Source organism: Salinisphaera sp. LB1, from assembly GCF_003177035.1.
In the GTDB taxonomy this organism is placed as follows: Bacteria; Pseudomonadota; Gammaproteobacteria; order Nevskiales; family Salinisphaeraceae; genus Salinisphaera.
The window spans coordinates 1,871,835-1,890,097 of sequence record NZ_CP029488.1 but is presented as its reverse complement, the minus strand read 5'-3'; the positions used below and the strand labels follow the sequence as shown (position 1 = coordinate 1,890,097).

Genomic DNA, 18,263 nt, shown 5'->3' with positions numbered 1-18,263 from the left:
TCGGGCATGATCAAGTGCGGCAGTTTGGCGTATCCCTTCTACGGCGCCTGTGATCCCGGCCGGGAGGCGCGCCGCACCCCCGCTCGCCTACCAATCGCACAACCGGCATTCCACCGCGCTAGCGAATCAGGCCGGTACTGGGGCCACGAACATCAGCCCGAGAGTTAAAGGAATGGCGTTATCGGTCGATAGGGCGCTTGAAGACCGAACAGCGACGAATATCTACTAATCCTCGCATCGTGACCCCGCCCCATTCGATACCTCCCGACACGAATACACTCTCGGGCACTCATCAAAAATCATATGTCAACAACTATGTTCGACGGCACTCGCTACTATCCGAGTACACGACTTGAGGCCACGCACCTGCCCGGTCGCTTACCGCCTTTCGATTAGCCACGAAGCCACCGCAAGGACTTGCAAAGTCTTTTCGCTTTTGCGAGAAGACTTCATCCGGCAACCGGGACGACAAATGAACGCGACGTCTAAAGCAACGTATATACTGAATTTCTCACGCGAGATAAAGCAAGGCGCTCTTTACAAGAGCAATCCAGATATTGCATTCGCGAACAATGGCCAAGATGTTGGCAGCAATTCACGTAACAAGGCAGAAAAACCGAGCGCTGTCGTTAATATCTCCCAGGAATCCAAAGCGTTATCAAAAACATCATCAATCCCAACCGGGCCTGCTGATAATAGCTCCAGTACCGGCTTCAGCGCCTTTATACATGACTTCAACCAACAGATCCTGGAAAACGGAAAGAAGGCTCAGGTACTCCAGCAAACGCCTGGCGGTGATAGTGCGCAGCGAAACGCCGTTGCGGGCAAGGCGGCCAATTACCTTCTTTCCGAATATTACGGCATCAAGGGACTGAATGCCGATAACTCTTCTTCCGACAACCCGTTCGCGCAACTGAGCAGGAAGGATTTATCCAATGTAGCATTTGACAAATCCAACAAATTCACGCCTGCGGAACGGGTGCTTGCGTTTATGCAAATATCCGAGAAGGATGCGAAATTCCAGAACAAGTATTTTGATCTGGCCAGCAACACGTCCCAGGCGGGAAGCGCGGAAGGTAGAAATTATCTAGCGCGCGAGATGGATGCGCGCCTGGCCTCCGGCATGTCTGATGCGGAAAAACAATGGCGCGGATGGGATAATTCAGATATCAAGCCGCCGGAGCACGCGCCCGCCGGTCCAAGGCCCAATTATGACGGCGGCCTGGGAGGCAGTCGTGATTCCGTTTTCGCTGTCGCAAAGAACGATAGCGCAAGCGCACAACTCATCAGCGTACCCGCGGGCGAAATTACTCAAAATAAGAGCAATAACGTCTGGTTGGAAAAGGTGGTTCATATGCTCGATACAAGCGCAGCGGCTGGCTAGAGACGCTCTGTCGGCCGGTAGGCGAACATCCCGAATGTGGCGATCAGCGCCGTCGCCGCAACCAGTGTCGTTAGGGCCACGGGCAAGGTGACCAGGCCAGCCAATCCCCCGATTAACGGCGGGCCGATCACGAAACCGGCGTAACCGGCCGACGCAGCGCGCGAGATACCGGCGGCTTCGGAGCGGGCGACACGACCGGCGCTACCGAAAGTGATCGGCACCACGTTGCTCATCCCGATACCGACGAGGGCAAAACAGATCAAGGCCGAGGCAAGGGTTGGTATCGCCAACACGACGGCCAGGCCGATGGCCGCCAGAGTGGCACCAGCGACACCAACCCGGCGGCGACCGTATCGCGCCACGATCGGGTCGCCACCCAGTCGTCCGATCGACATCCCGACCGAAAACGCCACATAGCCAACGGCGAACCCACCCGATACGCCGGCCAGAGCGCCCTTGAGGTAGATACTGCTCCAGTTGGCCAGCGCGCCTTCAGTAAATAGCGCCAGAAAGGCAATGGCGCAAAGCAACGGCAGCAGGATTGTTCGCAGCCGCCGCGTGCTTGCTGTCGTTTCTGCCGGCGCACTTGTCGAAATTGGCTTCGCGGTTTGATGGCCGCCCAGAGCCAGCAACAGGGCGGGCAGCGCTATCACGGCGGTAGCAGGCAAGACGACGACGGGCCCGTAGCCATGCGCGGCCAGAATACCGGCCAAACCGGCCCCCACAGCACCACCGATACTCCATGCGGCGTGGAAGGAGGACATAAGCGGGCGTTGCGCTCGGTTTTCGAGCATGCTGGCACGAGCGTTCATGGCCACATCCAGCGCACCGTGGGCCATACCGAAGGCGGCCAGGGCCACGATCAGACTCGCAATACCCACGACAAAGCCGAGTGCTGCAAGTGCGAGAGCGAACGCCACGCCAATGCCCGCACAGAGATAGTTGACCGGATACCGCGCCGCCGCCTTGCCACTGATCTGCATGGCGCCCAACGCAGCGACGGCAAAGACCAACAGTGCGACGCCAATCATGAAATCGGACAGGCCGTTGTCTGCTTGAACGCTGGCAATCTGAACCGACCACGCGCCCATGCCAAAGCCATTGGCCAGGAAGGTCGAAGTGCCGCATACCCGTTGTACTGCCAGATCTTCCAACCGGCTTGCCTCGCATGCGTCGTCAAGCCTTTAATTCTTGCGCTTCGTCTGAATCACGAAGCCAGGCTTGCAGGGCCGCCAGTCCTTGATAACGATGCGACACGATCGACAAGCCGCGGGCCGCGGCAATGTTGCTCGGGCTATCATCGACAAACCGAGCCACCGCCCCCGGGTGCCGCCGAGCAACCGACGAAAACGCCTTGTCAAATGCCGCGATCTCCGGCTTTGCCACGCCCATCTCGCACGACATGAAGCGCTGCTCGAACAGCTCGGCGAGCCAGCCATGGCGCGCATCGAGAAACGTGAATAACGGGTCGGGAATGTTGCTTAACAGATAGAGTGGCGTATCGCATCGACGCAGCTCGTACAACATCCGCACCATGCTCGGGTCGACGTTGGACCAACTTTCGTTGTCGAGGGCCGTGAGTTGCTCGACCTTGCCTTGGTTGAACGACAACCCGAGGCTTGCGCCCACCGCGCTCCAGTACGCACCGGGTGAACAGCCGCGGTCGTAGTTCGGCCGTTCCTGCCAATAAGCCGCACTGAACCCGGTTGAGTCGGTCCCCGCGAGTTCGGCCAGCCTGTCCTGGTCCGGCGACCGCTGCTTTCGTATCAGCACGCCAAACAAGTCGAAGACAATGGGAGACGGATAAGCCAAGCGAGGTTCCTTGATTTTGCGTTATTCTGCATTACATTGCGTGTTATTGCGCTATAGTGCAATCGCGCGACCGACCCGGAGATACGTTGAGCCATGTTGAAAGCCACCCGCCAAAGCGCTCTGTTAACCCAACTCAAGGCCGAAGGCAGTATCGGGGCCGCGGCGGCGGCTGAATCTTTGGGGGTGTCAGAAGACACCGTCCGACGCGATCTGCGGGCGCTTGAAGCCGCAGGCCAGCTGCAACGTGTCCATGGCGGCGCCGTCCCCCGGGCTGCTAAACCCGCCCACTACGCGCAGCGTTCGCAAGCCCGGCAGCCCGACAAAACAACGATCGCCCAGCGAGCCGCCGCTCTTGCCCGCGATGGGCAATTGCTATTCCTGGATGGCGGCAGCACAGCGCTGAATGTCGCCCGCCACCTGGCACCCGACTTGAACGCCACGGTCGTGACCAATGCGCCGCCCGTCGCTGCCCTTCTCATCGACCATCCACACATTGCTGTGCATTTGGCCGGCGGTGCGCTCAATAAGGAACTCGGCGTCACATTGGGCTCGGAGACCACCCGCTTTCTGAGCGCGTTTAGGGCCGATATGAGCTTTATCGGTGTCTGCGCGCTGGATCCAGACGCCGGATTGACCATTCCCGGGCCGGATGAGCTGGCGACCAAACGGCTGATGATCGACCAGTCCGCGCTGGTCGTCGCGTTGGCCGACGCCGGCAAGCTGGGAAAAGCCTTCCCTTATGTCGTTGCCGCAGCCGACACGGTCACCGACCTGGTAACGGACGCGAACACGCCCGAAGAGCAGCTCGCGGCTTATCGGCGTCTCGGAATAACGATTCACCGATAATCGCCGCACCTGGGACAACAACCTAGCCCGACCGAGTGGACGCCCCATTCTTCCGGCAGAATACCTTCGCCCATCGGCAAAGCCGCGACTGAGACACGCTCGCGCATCACATCGAAAAGTGTCGGCGAAAAATGCTGGGGTCGGCCGGAGGAACAGCATGAGAAAACACATGAAAACGATTGGTCTTCTCGGTGGCACTGCCTGGGGCCTGTTGCCGTTTCGTACGAGCGCCGCGTTGGAGACCGCAAATCGTGTCCGGCAAGGCGCGAGTCGCCGCGTCGTGGCGTGCCACGACCCAGACTCGTAACGCCGCAGGGCGCGATTTGCGGCCCAACCCGAAGGGACAAGCGCTGTTTTGCGGCAATCCAGCGTTGTAGCTCTCTCACGTAGAACAACTACGCCACGTTCGCTACGCCTCGTCTTGCCGCAAAACAGCGCTTGGCGCGGACTCGAACGAAACGGCAACAGGCCCCAGCCCTCGACAATCGAATATTACCGCTATCTCAACCAACTCGCTCAGCGTGAATTCGGTGACACGCATTCCGCACGATTGCTGCTCAAGAGTATCGACTACGCCCCGATCATGCGCTGCTACGGCAATGATTGGGCTCGCGTGTTGCGATTATTCGAGCCGGAATTGGCCGAGTTATTCGCGATGCGCCCGGATTGCGTGGTCGTGTGCTGCAACACGCTTCATCGAGCCATCGACGAACTGTCCGACCGGTGGCCGGCTCATATTCCAATCATCCATATCGTGGATGAAACAGCGCGCGTGGCCCTGGATCGCGGCTACAGCCGGGTTCTCTTGCTGGGCACCCAGTTCACTATGGAAAATGGCTACTACGCCGGACGTCTCCAAAGCGCGGGGCTGGAAGTCGAGATCCCGGCGCTGGGCGATCGCCAGCATATCCAAAGCATTCAGTCGGCGATTGCCGCGGGTAAGGAACCCGGCGATGCGCCCGAATACTTTCGAAGTCTTGCGGCGCGCCATTCCCATTGCGACGCAGCCGTGCTGGCCTGCACCGAGTTGCCCATGGCAACCGACGCACGCACCAGCCCCCTGCCTTTACTCGACCCTCTGACAATACAGTGCGACGCCGCGTTTCGATTCGCTTGATATCCCCTCTACACCACGCTCCCGCCGGGCGCGATGTGCCCGGCACGATCCTGCGCTACGGCATGCCGCTGTTGGTATCCTGTGCTATCAAGCACGTCCGGCTGCACACGGCGTCGAACGCACCGTGCTCAACGATGCGGCCTGTAAACAACTCATGGCCAATTTAATGCGCGACTCGCCGGAACTCTAGAGCGAGGAGAGCGGATGAAACGGTTGGAACCGGCTGTCATGAATGCGGGCTTGCGGCCCAAAGCGGTCATTCATCTCTGCGTCGGCGAGACGCGCACTCGCTCCCATTTCGCTCTATTCGTGCTGACCACCGGCGAGCCAAGTGAACCACCCCGGGGTTACCGATTACTCGCGGGTTGTGCACTGTTAAAGTCCTGAATCGCTTTCCACGTATCCCGTTGCTACGTTCGGCTGAGGGTCCACTCAATAGTTGTGAGGGGCACTCGCACGCTGCCCCGGCCACGCCCCGGTTTGAAATTTGCAATCTGGCATCTGCAAAGCCGCGGGTGTAGGTTAAAGACAGTCCGCGGTAGTGGCCTGAGCCGCCGGCTCTAATCGTCAGCGGACACTTGAGTCACGTCCTATTTCGGCGACGAAAAGCGGCCGATTGCCGGCAGACGCTGTCCCAGCGTCAACTCAAGCAAATACAAACAAGGGGGTCATCGTGGCAGGAAAACTAAGAAAGGATGCCGGCCTTATGGGCCTTTTATTTGCCGGCGTGGGTGGCATGATTGGCTCGGGCTGGCTGCTCGGGCCGCTCAACGCAGCACGCGACGCCGGACCGCTCAGTATCGGTTCATGGGCGATCGCAGCCCTGGTCATCATGCTGCTGGCACTGGTCTATGCCGAGCTTGCACCCATGTTCCCGCGCAGCGGCGGTGTGGTGCATATCAGTCATGTGAGCCACGGTGTACAACTCGGCCACTTCTGGACATGGATTCTGTTTCTGGCCTACGTGACGATTCCTCCGGTTGAGGCCATGGCGGTCGTCAACTACGCCAACAACTACATTCCCGGGCTCGTCCACACGAGCGGGCTGCTGACGGGTTTCGGCTTTCTGACCTCGGTCGTGCTCCTGGCGATCATGGTGGGCTTCAACTTCCTGGCAATCCGGCTGGTGCTGGCGATCAACACAGTGGCAACCTGGTTCAAGCTGCTCACGCCGATCGGCACCATCTTCATCTTCCTGTTCCTGGCGCACCATAGCGCAAACCTGTCCGCCACATCGCTGAATGTCGCGACGTCGGGCGTTGTTCATCACGTCAACAGCACCGGGATGTTCACCGCTATTTCGAGCGCGGGCGTGTTCTTTGCCTTGTTCGGGTTTCGTCAGGCCATCGACCTGGCGGGGGAAACAGATAATCCCGGCCGTAATCTGCCGATCGCCGTGCTCGGTACGATCATCATCGGTGCGGCGGTATTCATTCTGCTGCAGTATGCGTTCGTCACCGCTATTCCACACGATATCCTGGCGAAAAACGGCTGGGGTGGGCTGACCTTCACCGGGATTTCCGGGCCGTTTGCCGGACTCGCGGTTATCCTGGGCGCGTCCTGGTGGGCAACGATTCTTTATGCGGATGCGATTGTCTCGCCCGGCGTTTGCGGCTTCATCTGGTCAACCAGCGGCTCGCGCATCATCATGGCCGGCGGCGAAAGCGAGACCATGCCCCGGGCCGTCGCCTGGGTGAACGATAACGGCACCCCATGGATGGCGTTGATCGTGGTTTACATCATCGGGGTGCTGTTCTTTCTGCCGTTACCCTCCTGGCAGAAGATGGTGTCGTATGCGTCGGCAGCGACCGTTCTGTCATACGGCATCGGACCGATTGTGCTGCTCAAGATGCGTCAGGCCCTGCCGGAGAGTGAACTGCGCTCGTTCCGGCTTCCCGCGCCCTATATCATGGCGCCGCTTGCGTTCATCGCCGCTAATTTCGTGGTGTTCTGGGCAGGCTTTGCGACCGACAACTTCATGTTCCTGCTACTGCTCGGTGTGTTCATCGTGTTCGCGATCTACTTCACCGTGTTCAAGAAAGGCGAGACCGGCGGTATCAACTGGCAATCGCTCGGCTGGCTGTTCCCGTATTTCGGCGGCATGTATCTGCTTAGCTATCTGGGCCCCAAGAGCATGGGCGGCATCGGCTTACTGGGCGTATACGTTGATATGGCAATTATCGTGGTATTCAGCATCGCAATAATGTGGCTGGCGCTGAAGGTCTCGGTTTCCCCGGAGAGTGCGCTCGCCTATTACGAGAATGAAGTGCTGGCTGATCAGCCTGCCGGATGAAGGGCCCGGGTGAACCTGAACCACCCCGCGATACGTTGCGCCATGTTGAAAACCACTCGCCAAAGCGCTCTGTTAACGCAAGGCAGAAGGCAGCATCGGGGCGGCGGAGGCGGCTGAATATTTAGGGGTGTCGGAAGAGGCCGTCCGACACGATCTGCGGGAGCGGGCCAGATCATCAGCCGCGTGTCGGCGTGACCCGGCCGGCGAGCAGCGGCACCAGACAAAACAGGAGCACCAGCAGCCAGAATGCCATCCGAAGATCGAGCAGTTGGGCGATAAAACCAATGGTGGCCGGACCTACCAGCACACCGGCATAGCCGGCAGTCGTGATCGCCGAGATCGCCAGACCGGCAGGCATGGCCGCCTGCGCACCGGCTCGGCGGAAGAACACCGGCACAATATTCGCAGCTCCCAGGCCCACGAGCAGAAACCCCAGGAGCGCCACCGGTACGACCGGCGCGATCAACAGCACGGCAAAGCCGACCACCACGATCAGACCGCCCCAGCGAACCATGACGCGATCCCCGAGCCGAGCCGTGGCGCGATCCCCGACGAGCCGGCCGGCGGTCATCGCGATCGAGAACACCACGTAGCCGAGTCCGCTCTGCGCCGGCTGCAGCAAGTCCGTGTTCACGAGCAGAAGCCCGCCCCAGTCCAGCACCGCGCCTTCGGCCAAAAAGCCGATCATCGCGAGCCCGGCCAGAATCAGAACGATCCCCCGCGGCATCGCGAACAACGGCTCGTCCGCGTAACCATGTCGGCCGCGCAGCAGACGAGAAGAGGCGTGCAGCATGGCCACCACGATCAGCACCGCGCCAAACAACGTCGCCGGCAGCGGCCCGAGCCCCAGACTCAGGAGTCCGGTCATCAGCAGCGCCCCGACGAAGCCGCCTATGCTGAACAAGGCATGGAAGCCCGACATCAGCGGCTTGCCTGCGCCTTTCTCGACTTCGACCGCGTGAATGTTCATGGCGACATCGATGGCGCCAAGCGACGCGCCGAAAAAAACAGGCTGACGCCCAGACCAACGCCTGAATCGACAAACGAAAGCCACGGCAGAAAAATCGCGAGCCCCAGGCCACCGGCGATGATCACCGGCCGGCTGCCGAGGCGCGAACTGATCACGCCCGTCAACGGCATGGCCAGAACGGAACCGATGCCCAGACACAGCAGCAACAGACCGAGCGTGCCCTCGTCCACGCCCAAGCGTTGCCGCGCATACGGCACCAGGGGCGCCCAGCAGGCAATTCCGAAACCCGCGACAAAAAACGCCAGCCGGGTCGCGCTTCTTGTTTCTGCACGGTTGGTCAATACGGTCAACCCGTTTTTGCCGAAATTGGCGGCTGGGACGACGTTCCTGCCGCCCGAACGATGTCTAGCCCGGCGGCGGCGAGATTCGAGCAGATCGCGCCCTCGGCATCGGACTCGACGACAACAGTGTCGATCGCCTTAAGAGACGCGACACGGAACGGCGCGGTCGTCTCGAGTTTGTCGCTGGTGGCCAGCACGACGACGTAATTCGCGCTCGCAAGCAATTGCTGCTTGAACGCCATATCTGTTGGATCGAAAACACAAACGCCGTGGCTGCACGACACCGCACAGGCGCCGAGAAGGAGACGATCAAAATGGATGTGTTGAACCTGAACGAGCGCCTCGGGCCCGGTACAGGCCCCGAGGTTCGGATCCACTACCCCGCCGATGGCGATCAGCCGGATATCGTTGCGATCCGCGAGCGCTGCGACAATGGCTGCCGAATTGGATATCACCGTCAAATTCGAGGAGGCGGGCAATATCTCCGCCAGCGCCAGATTCGTCGAGCTATTATCGAGGAACAAACATTCGCCATCCGCGATCAGCCCAACCACAGCCTCGGCGAGCTGTCGCTTGCGGTGCCGATCGCGTGCCATGCGATCGCTCATGGCGCCGCTGGCCGGCGACACCGGCAACGCGCCCCCGTATACACGCCGACACTCGCCGGCCGCAGCCAGCGCGCGCAGGTCGCGCCGGATCGCGTCATCCGAAACGCTGAACTCCGACGCCAGCTCGGTTACGGCCACACGTGACCCCGCGGCCAGACGTTGACCTATGAGTTCGCGGCGCGATTGCGGAATATCTGTTGGCATGCGACAAGCATATCGTGCATCTTCATGCAAAACAACACGCACAATCGTGCATGATGCAGTCCGAGCCGCCCGCCGCACCGGGCAAAAGATCGCGTTCAGGCGACCCCGGATCGCGATTGTTCATGCGCCTCTTTTTTCTTGATGTCGGCCGCAGCGCATACGCGCTCGCCTGCCGAGCCCATGGCATAGCCGTGGTCCGGCATGGTGATGTCGGAGCCGGCATCGCCGAAGGCGACTGCGTGGCGCCGAGCGTGCTCGACGATCCGGGCGGCATCACCCTCATGACCCGGCTCATGCGCGATGCACCCGCGCTTTGCAACGAGGATATCGGGATCTGAACGCACCGCGCGGTGGCACCCGCTCAATGCCACGGCCGGCTCCACCACCAGCGCGGCGGCCAGCCGGCAAGGCGCGGCGGCACGATCGGCTCCCACGGGTCGGGCACGGCGGGCGGCGGATGGTCGGCAGACATGCCGACCGCCTTGAGCGCCTGCAGCCGGGCGATGCGCTCGCGCGTTTCCGGGTGGGTGCGCAGAAGCGACCATAGGCCCCCGCGGCGGCCCGGCCACAACACCCGCGTCCAGCCGCCTTGGCGCCATTCCATCCGCGCCAGGGCGCTGGCAAGGGCATCCGGGTCGCCGGTCAGGCGGGCCGCGTCCAGGTCGGCATCGAACTCGCGGGTGCGCGACAGGGCCAACTGGGCGAGCGTGCTCGACAACGGCGCAAAGACCAGCAACAGGATCGCGAACCCGTTGATCGCGACCGCGCCCAGCAACAGCAGCGGCAGATTGACCAGCACCAGCAACTGGCCGAGCCAGGACAGAAACGCCGTCATGCGGCTGAACAGGTCCGCCAGCCCCATCACCCAAAGGTCGTTGTGGGCGACATGACTGATTTCGTGGGCCAGCACGCCGACAATCTCGCGGCCGTCGAGCGTGTTGACCAAGCCGGCCGTGACCACGAGGGCAGCGTCGCCGCGCGTGCCGACGGTGAAGGCGTTGATCGCCATGCTCGGCAGATAGTAGAGCCGTGGCGGCGCCGGCAAACCCGCCCGTTCGGCCAGTACCGCGACCCAGCGGTGCAGGCCCGGCGCCTGTGCCGGCGTGATCGCGCGCGCGCCGGACAAGCGGATCACCAGCGCCGGTGACAATGCCGGCATGAACAATGCCCCGCCCACACCCGCGGCCAGCAGCATGACCAGTCCAGACCGCCCCCACAGCACCCCGCCCAGCAGGGCCAGAAAACCGCCCATGATGGCGAGCAGCAGCACCGACTGCACGCGGTTGCGCCAGTTGTGTCGCTGCCATTTCCGGCGGTCGATACGCGTCGAATAGGTCATTCATCCCACCCCGCTGCCAAGGCAAAGGGTCCGACACTGTGGCGCCGCGGACGCCCGGGATTATTGATAGGGGCGGTCGGCCGTGTTTACCAGTCCTGCCGAAGCACGCTGCGGCGGCGCGCCGCCCAGTCGTCCAGCACGGCTTCCAGCGCCCCGGACCCAGGCCCGGCGAGGACATGGTTGGCGGCAGCACGTACGCGCTCGCCTGCCGCGCCCATGGCATAGCCGTGGCCGGCATGGGCCAGCATGGTGATGTCGGAATCGGCATCGCCGAAGGCGGCTACCCGCCCGAGTTCGACGCCAAGGTAGTCACAGAGCACGCACAAGGCATGGCCCTTGGTCGCGGTGGCGAGATGAATGTCGTGGCACTCGGTGCCGCTCCACGAAATCACCAGTTCCGGCCGGGCGGCGACCGCAGCGCGTACCCCGGCCAGGCCATCGTGCACGCCATCGCACATGATCTTGAGCGCCGGATCCGGCATGGACCGAGCATCCACACGTTCGGCGCGCAGATCGGGCGTGACGTCGGCGCCCGCGGCTTCGCGCACGATGCGATATTCGTCGCCGTAGGCGTGCCAGCGATCCGGGCCGTAGGCATGGATACAGCCGCCGACATCAACGAACTGGGCCAACGCGGCGATGAGTACGTCGTCGGGGGTGAAGGTTTCGGCGGCGATGGGGGTGCCGTCAGCGGCGGTGACCCGCGTACCGTTGAAGGAGATCAGCGGCATCTCGAAGCCGATGGCGGCGGCGATCTCGGCCAGCGACGAGTGCTGGCGCGAGCTCGCCAACGCCACCCCGATGCCGGCCTCACGCAGCCCGTGCAAGGCATCGATCGTGCGCTCCGAAAGCGGGTTGCGGGCATCCATCAGCGTGCCGTCGATATCGAATACAGCCAGGTCGATGACCGGTGCCATTACGGGGTCGGGCATGGTTTGCACCTCGGGCAAGGGTATGCGCGTATCGCCTGAGCTCACACCTGGCCGCCACAGCAGCCGCAGGCCGCGGAGGACGGGGGACGACGCCAGCGCTTCGGGTGGTCGACTGCAGCGAGCTGTCGGCCTTAGTCAGGCGGGTCGCTTCTCCAACAGCGTCCATAATCCACCCAGCAACAATAACGTGCCGCCACCCGCATTGAAGCGCGTCCGCGTGGCGGACGAAGCGAAGAGCCCGCGAGCGGATCGAGCAAATAGCGCATAGAGTGCCGCGTTGACTATTGCCAGGGCAACGAAAGTGATGGCCAGTATCCAAAGTTGCTCGCCAACTGCCGAGTCTGGCCTCACGAACTGAGGAAGGAAGACGACGAAAAATACGATACCTTTGGGGTTTGACGCAGTCGCCAAATAAGTATTAAGAAAGAGTTTCCTTTGCGACTTGATTACGGGCGCCGCCACTTCCTCAGATGGAATTTTTGCGAATAAAGTCCGAATTCCGAGGTATACGAGATAGAGGCCACCAGCGAACTTGACAACGGTAAACCAGAAAGCCGACGTAGCGAGAAGCGCGCCCAGCCCAAGAATCGACGCGGTCAAGGCCGTGGCATCCCCCAAACCTACCGCAGCGATGAGCGGCAGGTTTGCGCGTCGACCATGCGCCATCGAATAGCTGATGACGGTGAGAATAGTCGGGCCGGGAATAGCCAGTAGAACCGATGAAGCGGCCACGAATGCGAGCCAAAGGCTGATAGACATCTCCTGACTCCCCTCCGGAGCTAACAACACGCAATGTAGCGCGCCGGGGGCGCCGTTCGCTATTGCCAGAGCGCCGCGGCCGCCGCGCCGAGATCGAGCGTGGCAGCGCCGGCTGCTTGCCCGCGGGCATCGCGCGCACCGTCCGGGGTATCGGTGATCGATTCGAAGCAGGCCATGACGGCGGGGGTGAGAAAGCGGCTGTTCGCGCCGTAGACGTGGGCGTCGCCGAGCGCGGCCTGCTGGGTGACGTAATAGCGCAACGGCGAGATGAGCGAGAGTTCGTTCTTCGCACGCGTCATGGCGACATAGAGCAGGCGGCGCTCTTCTTCCAGGCTGGCCTCGGTTTTGGTGGAGAATTCGTTGGGGAATGTGCCGTCGGCCACATGCAGCACATGCACGGCATCCCATTCCTGGCCCTTGGCGCTGTGCACGGTGGAGAGGATGAGATAGTCCTCGTCGGCCAGCGCGTCGTCATTGTGATCGCCGGTGGCCCGCGGCGGGTCGAGCGTGAGCTCGGTGAGAAAGTCCGGCGCACGGACATAGCGCGCGCCGATGCGGGCCAGGTCGTCGATATCGCCGGCACGGGCAGTATTCGGCGCCTCGAAGCGATTGTCGAGCTGGGTCTTGTACCAGGTGGCCGCCGGCGCCAGCGCGCCCGGCCAGGCGTTGTCGCCGGCCAGTGCGGCGACGGTCTCGATCATCGCCCGCCAGGCGGCGCGATCGGCGCGGGCCGGGCGGAAATCGGCCAATGCCGCGATCCGGTCGCCCGCGGCTTCCAGCGCTGCGAACGCCTGGCGCGCGGTGCCCGGTCCCACGCCCGGCACGATCTGCATGGTGCGCCAGCCCGCGATTTCGTGGCGCGGGTTGTCAGCCCAGCGCAGCATGCCGAGAAAGTCCTTGACGTGGGCGGCCTCGAGGAATTTGAGCCCGCCGTATTTGCGAAACGGCACGTTGCGCCGGATCAACTCGATCTCGAGTTCGTTGGCGTGATGGCCGTTGCGGAACAGCACCGCCTGGCGCTTGAGATCGACACCGGTCTCGCGGCGGGCCAGCACCGCATCGACCACCCAGCGGGCCTCGGCGGTGGTGTCCATGACGGTCACATGGCGCGGCTTCACACCGCCACCCCGGGTGGCGGTGAGCTGCTTGGCATAGGCGCGCCTGGCCTCGCCCATCAGTGTATTGGCCGCGTCGAGAATCGCCTGGGTCGAACGATAGTTGGCCTCGAGCGTGACGACCTGCGTGCCGCAGTACGTCTTGGGAAAATCGAGGATATTGTCGACCTCGGCGGCGCGGAAGCCGTAGATCGCCTGGGCGTCGTCGCCGACCACGGTCAGCCCCCGCCCGCTGGGCTTCATCGCCTGCAGGATGGCCGCCTGCAGGCCGTTGGTGTCCTGATATTCGTCGACCAGCACATGATCGAAGCGGGCGCCGATTTCGTCGGCCAGCGCGCCGTTTTGCATCACCAGATACCAGTAGAGCAGCAGGTCGTCGTAGTCGAGCGTGGCGCGGGCCTGCTTGCGCGCGGTGTAGTCGGCGAACAGCCGCTTCAGGTCGTCGTGGTGCTCGGCGCACCAGGGAAACCAGCCGTCCAGCACCTCGGCCAGCGGCGCCTGCCGATTCACGGCGGCCGAATAGATCGCCAGACAGGTGTCCTTGCGCGGAAAACGCTTGCCGTTGCCCCCGGGCCGCGCGGCCAGATTGGCATCGTGACGGGCCACGTCGAGCAGGTCGGCCGCATCGGCGCGGTCGAGAATCGAGAACGCCTCGTCGATGCCGAGCCGCGGCGCGTACTCGCGCAGCAGCCGGGCGCCGACGCCGTGGAAAGTGCCCGCCCACGGCAGGCGCACGCCCTGGCCGCGGCGCCCGCGGGCCGCCATCGCCGATTCGCAGATCGCATGCGCACGGCGCGTCATCTCGTCGGCCGCCCGCCGCGAGAATGTGAGCAGCAGAATGCGCCGCGGATCGACACCCGCCAGCACCAGATGCGCCACCCGATGGGACAGTGTCTGCGTCTTGCCGCTGCCCGCCCCGGCCAGAATCAGCAGCGGGTCGGCATCCCAGCCGTTCGGCGCGGCCATGCCGAAGCCGGCGGCCGCGCGCTGGGCGGGGTTGAGCCCGGCGAGATGATCGGCGGCGGTGGCCGGCGCGCTGGATTCGATGACGGTCGCACTCATGGCAACACACTGCCACGGGCGGTGGGTCAGATCGTGACCCACCGCCGGCTCATTTGGCCTCGGCGATACGCTGGCGGATCAGCTCGGCGAGATGCGCGTACTTGCGATCGAAGTGATGGCCGCCCGGCAGCCCGAGCACATCGAAGCCGGCCGCCGCCAGCGCGCCGCAACTCGCGTGCGGATCGTCGACGCCGTACAAACAGCTCGTCCGCTCGGGCGGCAACCGTCGCGCCTCGGGCATGATGGCCCGGCCTTCGGGCCCGAGACCGATCCACCACAACAGGTGATAGCCGAAGGTGATGTGCCGGGCGAGCCCGAGGAGCACGATATGCGCCACCTGCGCCCGGGTCGCGGGCGGCAGGCGGTTGTAGACAAACGGCATGACATCGGCCCCGCGCGAATAGCCGATCAACACCACGCGGCGCCGATGCCAGCGCGCGCGGTAGGTTTCGATCACGCGATCCAGATCGGCGGCGGCATCGTCCGGCGCGTGCGCATGCCAGTAGTAGCGCAGCGAATCCCAGCCGACGACACCGTAACCGGCACGCGCCAGCGCGTGGCCGACCGACTTGTCGAGCCCAGCCCAGCCACCATCGCCGGAGAGCATGACGACGAGCGTATCGGCGGCGGCCGAACCGGTATTCGACGATCCGCGCTCCGGCGGCGGATACACCACCAACGGCAGATCGGTCACCGCCTCGGGCAGCGGCGCACCGCCCGGGTGAAACACGCAGCCGGGTGCGCCGGCCAGAATCGCCACCAAACCGGCGCACCAGGCCAGCCGTTCCAGAAAAAATCGCATATCCGTATGAACCACGTCTCGGCAGGGCATCGACGAACGGTTAGACTACCGTGGGCTGCTGAAGCGGCTTCGATGCAATGCAAAGGATAAGCCATGTTCGAATCGATTGAGCGCGTCCCCGGTGACGCCATCCTCGGCCTGATCCAGCAGTTCAAGGACGACCCCAATCCCAACAAGGTGGATCTGGGTGTGGGCGTCTATCGCGACGAACACGGCAATACGCCGATTCTGCGCGCGGTTAAGGATGCCGAGAAAAAGCTCATCGACAGCGAACAGACCAAGGCCTACATCGGCTCGCACGGCGATCCGCAGTACGGTGAGTACATCCTGCAGACCGTGCTCGGCGCCGACAGCAAGGTGCTGGCTGACAACCGCGCGAGCGCGACCCAGTCGCCGGGCGGTACCGGCGCACTGCGCCTGGCCGCGGATTTCCTCGTCTCGCAGCTGCCCGGCAAGGCGATCTGGCTGCCGAACCCGACCTGGCCGAACCACCTCGGTGTGTTCGAGGCCGCGCGGCTGGAGATCAAGCGTTATCCCTATGTCGACGACGACGACCAGTTCGACTTCGACGCCATGCTCGCCAAGCTGAAGTCGATCCCCAAGGGCGATATCGTGCTGCTGCATGCCTGCTGCCATAACCCGACCGGCTTCGATCCGAGTCAGGACCAGTGGCACCAGATTCTCGAGGTCGTGCAGAACCGCGAGCTGCTGCCGCTGGTCGATTTCGCCTATCAGGGTTTTGGCGACGGGCTCGACGCCGACGCCTATGGCGTGCGCCTGCTGGCCGAGAATCTCGACGAGATGGTGATCACCCAGTCCTGCTCCAAGAACTTCGGCATCTACCGCGAGCGCACCGGCTGCTTCATCGCCATCGCCAAGAACGAGGAGGACATGCAGGACGTCCGCTCGCAGCTGGCGACCACGGCGCGCGAGAACTATTCCAACCCGCCGGCGCACGGCAGCGCGATCGTGGCGACGATCATGGGTTCGGCCGAGCTGACCGCCGCCTGGCACCGCGAACTCGACGAAATGCGCGACCGCATCAACGCGGTGCGCCGCAAGCTGGTGGAAGGCCTCGAGCCGCACGGCCTGGCGGATCATTTCTCGTTCGTCACCGACCAGCGCGGCATGTTCTCGTACACCGGCCTGAACAAGGATCAGGTCGACGCGCTGCGTGAGAAATACAGCATCTACATGGTCGCCTCGGGCCGGGCCAACGTGGCCGGCCTGAACGACGACAACATCGAGTACGTCTGCAAGGCCATCGCCGACGTCGTCGGCGGCAAGCAATAGCCCGCCACACATCGAGCGCGGGCCCGCCAACCTTCCCCGGCGGGCCGCGCTCGCTGCGCTCAACCCGTTTCGTCGTCTCCGACGTCGGCGGCGGCCCGGTCGTGTGCCGACCGGGACCGTGGCAACACCAGATTCAGCATCACGCCCAGCACCCCGGCCAGGGCGATACCCTCCAGCGAGAAACGACCGAACGAAAAATGCAGCCCGCCGATGCCACAGATCAGGATCAGGCCGACGATCGCCATGTTGCGGGACTCGGTCAGATCTTCGCCCGACTGCACCAGGCTGTTCATGCCCACCACCACGATGGCGCCGAACAGCAGCACGATGATCCCGCCCATCACCGGTGTGGGAATGCTGGCCAGGAATGCGCCCAGCTTGCCGATGAATGAGAAGGCCACGGCAAAGCCGGCGGCCCAGGTCATCAGCGCCGGATTGGTGGCGCCGGTGAGCGTCACGGCGCCGGTGACTTCCGAATAGGTGGTGTTCGGCGGCCCGCCGAAACAGGCCGCCAGCGAGGTCGCCAGGCCGTCGCCCAGCATGGTCCGATGGATGCCCGGATCGACCAGATAATCGCGCCCGGTCACCGAACGAATCGCGATGATGTCGCCGAAGTGCTCGATCGCCGGCGCGATCGCTACCGGCAACATGAACAGCACCGCCTGCCAGTTGAAGGTGGGCGCGACGAAATCCGGCATGGTGAACCACGGCGCATTCGTCACGGTGGACAGATCCACCAGACCCAGACAAAGGCTGGCGATATAGCCGGATACGACACCGATGATGATCGGCAACAACGCGACAAAGCCACGGCCGAGCAGCGAAACCGTCAATGTCGCCAGCAGCGAGACCCCGGCGACGATCATCGCGGGCGTGCTGGCCACCAGCGTCTGGTCGCCGGTGCCGTTATGGCCGGTGGCCAGGTTCACCGCAACGGGCGCCAGCACCAGCCCGATCACCATGATCACCGGCCCGGTCACCACCGGTGGCAGAATACGCTCGATCAATCCGACACCGCGCCAGGCGATCAACGCCGACAACAGCAGATACACCATGCCGGCGGCCATTAACCCGCCGAGGGTGGCCGGAATGCCCCAGGCCTGGACGCCGTAGATGATCGGCGCGATGAAGGCGAACGACGAGGCCAGGAACACTGGCACGCGGCCCCTGGTGACGATCTGGAACACCAGCGTGCCCAGGCCGGCGGTGAACAGCGCCACGTTCGGGTCGAGCCCGGTGAGCAGGGGCACCAGCACCAGCGAACCGAAGGCCACGCACAGCATCTGCGCACCCAGCAGGCCATCGCGAAGTCGAAACGCATAATCCTGCGCGCGGGCTGTGTGGGCGATCTGCGTCATGGTGTCCCCGTTGGTTGTTGCGGTGCGG

At 63.4% G+C, this 18,263-nt stretch carries 15 protein-coding genes and 2 pseudogenes; 6 read left to right on the top strand and 11 right to left on the bottom strand.

The annotated features are described in order from the left end of the window. The first annotated feature begins 472 nt into the window (after window positions 1–472). Entirely contained in the window at window positions 473–1,384 is a 912-nt protein-coding gene (locus SALB1_RS08540; protein WP_109993473.1) for a hypothetical protein, read from the top strand. Here the strand turns inward: SALB1_RS08540 and SALB1_RS08535 are convergent. Together SALB1_RS08535 and SALB1_RS08530 are read right to left on the bottom strand one after the other, a co-directional pair. Then, complete coding sequence (locus tag SALB1_RS08535) at window positions 1,381–2,538, bottom strand: MFS transporter (RefSeq protein ID WP_145961285.1); 1,158 nt, start codon at window positions 2,536–2,538, stop codon at window positions 1,381–1,383. The genes SALB1_RS08540 and SALB1_RS08535 overlap by 4 nt on opposite strands. Window positions 2,539–2,560: 22 nt before the next feature. Next, window positions 2,561–3,196 carry an HAD family phosphatase gene (locus tag SALB1_RS08530; protein WP_145961284.1) on the bottom strand — a complete coding sequence of 212 codons (636 nt, stop codon included), beginning with the start codon at window positions 3,194–3,196 and terminating at the stop codon, window positions 2,561–2,563. 93 nt (window positions 3,197–3,289) lie between these two features. On the opposite strand from SALB1_RS08530, the gene SALB1_RS08525 reads away from it, so the two are divergent. The 3 genes from SALB1_RS08525 to SALB1_RS08515 all read left to right on the top strand — a co-directional run bounded on the left by SALB1_RS08525 (window position 3,290) and on the right by SALB1_RS08515 (window position 7,452). Further along, the gene (locus SALB1_RS08525) at window positions 3,290–4,042 is read left to right on the top strand and encodes a DeoR/GlpR family DNA-binding transcription regulator (protein ID WP_109993470.1); all 753 of its coding nucleotides are present in this window, start codon (window positions 3,290–3,292) and stop codon (window positions 4,040–4,042) included. A gap of 355 nt (window positions 4,043–4,397) precedes the next feature. Further along, window positions 4,398–5,159, top strand: a complete 762-nt coding sequence (locus tag SALB1_RS08520; RefSeq protein ID WP_109993469.1) for an aspartate/glutamate racemase family protein — start codon at window positions 4,398–4,400, stop codon at window positions 5,157–5,159. Window positions 5,160–5,775: 616 nt separating this feature from the next. Beyond that, window positions 5,776–7,452, top strand: coding sequence for an APC family permease (locus SALB1_RS08515; RefSeq protein WP_199678739.1), 1,677 nt, complete (start codon window positions 5,776–5,778; stop codon window positions 7,450–7,452). Window positions 7,453–7,627: 175 nt separating this feature from the next. On the opposite strand, the pseudogene SALB1_RS08510 reads toward SALB1_RS08515, so the two are convergent. From SALB1_RS08510 to SALB1_RS19880, 3 genes and pseudogenes are all read right to left on the bottom strand, one after another. Beyond that, window positions 7,628–8,772, bottom strand: a pseudogene (locus SALB1_RS08510) (MFS transporter). After that, entirely contained in the window at window positions 8,769–9,371 is a 603-nt protein-coding gene (locus SALB1_RS08505; RefSeq protein WP_255414534.1) for a DeoR/GlpR family DNA-binding transcription regulator, read from the bottom strand. Before SALB1_RS08505 ends, SALB1_RS08510 begins: the two are co-directional and overlap by 4 nt. 36 nt (window positions 9,372–9,407) lie before the next feature. After that, window positions 9,408–9,575: pseudogene (locus tag SALB1_RS19880) on the bottom strand (DeoR family transcriptional regulator); the annotation flags it as partial. On the opposite strand from SALB1_RS19880, the gene SALB1_RS08500 reads away from it, so the two are divergent. Next, window positions 9,569–9,913: a hypothetical protein gene (locus SALB1_RS08500; protein ID WP_222843080.1), complete on the top strand. Its 345-nt coding sequence runs from the start codon at window positions 9,569–9,571 to the stop codon at window positions 9,911–9,913. The pseudogene SALB1_RS19880 and the gene SALB1_RS08500 overlap by 7 nt on opposite strands. 23 nt (window positions 9,914–9,936) lie before the next feature. Here the strand turns inward: SALB1_RS08500 and SALB1_RS08495 are convergent, their stop codons facing one another. The 5 genes from SALB1_RS08495 to SALB1_RS08475 all read right to left on the bottom strand — a co-directional run bounded on the left by SALB1_RS08495 (window position 9,937) and on the right by SALB1_RS08475 (window position 15,584). Then, the gene (locus tag SALB1_RS08495) at window positions 9,937–10,914 is read right to left on the bottom strand and encodes a zinc metalloprotease HtpX (protein WP_109993465.1); all 978 of its coding nucleotides are present in this window, start codon (window positions 10,912–10,914) and stop codon (window positions 9,937–9,939) included. Between the two features lie 86 nt (window positions 10,915–11,000). Continuing rightward, the gene (locus tag SALB1_RS08490; protein ID WP_109993464.1) at window positions 11,001–11,846 is read right to left on the bottom strand and encodes an HAD-IIB family hydrolase; all 846 of its coding nucleotides are present in this window, start codon (window positions 11,844–11,846) and stop codon (window positions 11,001–11,003) included. A gap of 135 nt (window positions 11,847–11,981) precedes the next feature. Further along, the gene (locus SALB1_RS08485; RefSeq protein WP_109993463.1) at window positions 11,982–12,605 is read right to left on the bottom strand and encodes a LysE family translocator; all 624 of its coding nucleotides are present in this window, start codon (window positions 12,603–12,605) and stop codon (window positions 11,982–11,984) included. Between the two features lie 59 nt (window positions 12,606–12,664). Next, window positions 12,665–14,782: an ATP-dependent helicase gene (locus SALB1_RS08480; RefSeq protein ID WP_109993462.1), complete on the bottom strand. Its 2,118-nt coding sequence runs from the start codon at window positions 14,780–14,782 to the stop codon at window positions 12,665–12,667. A gap of 49 nt (window positions 14,783–14,831) precedes the next feature. After that, the gene (locus SALB1_RS08475; protein WP_158590686.1) at window positions 14,832–15,584 is read right to left on the bottom strand and encodes an AcvB/VirJ family lysyl-phosphatidylglycerol hydrolase; all 753 of its coding nucleotides are present in this window, start codon (window positions 15,582–15,584) and stop codon (window positions 14,832–14,834) included. Between the two features lie 93 nt (window positions 15,585–15,677). Between SALB1_RS08475 and SALB1_RS08470 the strand changes: the two genes are divergently transcribed. Next, window positions 15,678–16,877: an amino acid aminotransferase gene (locus SALB1_RS08470; protein WP_109993460.1), complete on the top strand. Its 1,200-nt coding sequence runs from the start codon at window positions 15,678–15,680 to the stop codon at window positions 16,875–16,877. A 59-nt stretch (window positions 16,878–16,936) separates the two neighbouring features. Here the strand turns inward: SALB1_RS08470 and SALB1_RS08465 are convergent, their stop codons facing one another. Then, entirely contained in the window at window positions 16,937–18,235 is a 1,299-nt protein-coding gene (locus tag SALB1_RS08465) for a uracil-xanthine permease family protein (protein WP_109993459.1), read from the bottom strand. Between the last annotated feature and the right edge of the window lie 28 nt (window positions 18,236–18,263).

What these genes read in the sequence shown, in the direction of transcription:
- SALB1_RS08540 (WP_109993473.1), top strand. Translation starts at nt 473, where the DNA reads ATGAACGCGACGTCTAAAGCAACGTATATACTGAATTTCTCACGCGAG.
- SALB1_RS08525 (WP_109993470.1), top strand. Translation starts at nt 3,290, where the DNA reads ATGTTGAAAGCCACCCGCCAAAGCGCTCTGTTAACCCAACTCAAGGCC.
- SALB1_RS08505 (WP_255414534.1), bottom strand. Translation starts at nt 9,371, where the DNA reads ATGAGCGATCGCATGGCACGCGATCGGCACCGCAAGCGACAGCTCGCC.
- SALB1_RS08495 (WP_109993465.1), bottom strand. Translation starts at nt 10,914, where the DNA reads ATGACCTATTCGACGCGTATCGACCGCCGGAAATGGCAGCGACACAAC.
- SALB1_RS08490 (WP_109993464.1), bottom strand. Translation starts at nt 11,846, where the DNA reads ATGCCCGACCCCGTAATGGCACCGGTCATCGACCTGGCTGTATTCGAT.
- SALB1_RS08485 (WP_109993463.1), bottom strand. Translation starts at nt 12,605, where the DNA reads ATGTCTATCAGCCTTTGGCTCGCATTCGTGGCCGCTTCATCGGTTCTA.
- SALB1_RS08480 (WP_109993462.1), bottom strand. Translation starts at nt 14,782, where the DNA reads ATGAGTGCGACCGTCATCGAATCCAGCGCGCCGGCCACCGCCGCCGAT.
- SALB1_RS08475 (WP_158590686.1), bottom strand. Translation starts at nt 15,584, where the DNA reads ATGCGATTTTTTCTGGAACGGCTGGCCTGGTGCGCCGGTTTGGTGGCG.
- SALB1_RS08470 (WP_109993460.1), top strand. Translation starts at nt 15,678, where the DNA reads ATGTTCGAATCGATTGAGCGCGTCCCCGGTGACGCCATCCTCGGCCTG.
- SALB1_RS08465 (WP_109993459.1), bottom strand. Translation starts at nt 18,235, where the DNA reads ATGACGCAGATCGCCCACACAGCCCGCGCGCAGGATTATGCGTTTCGA.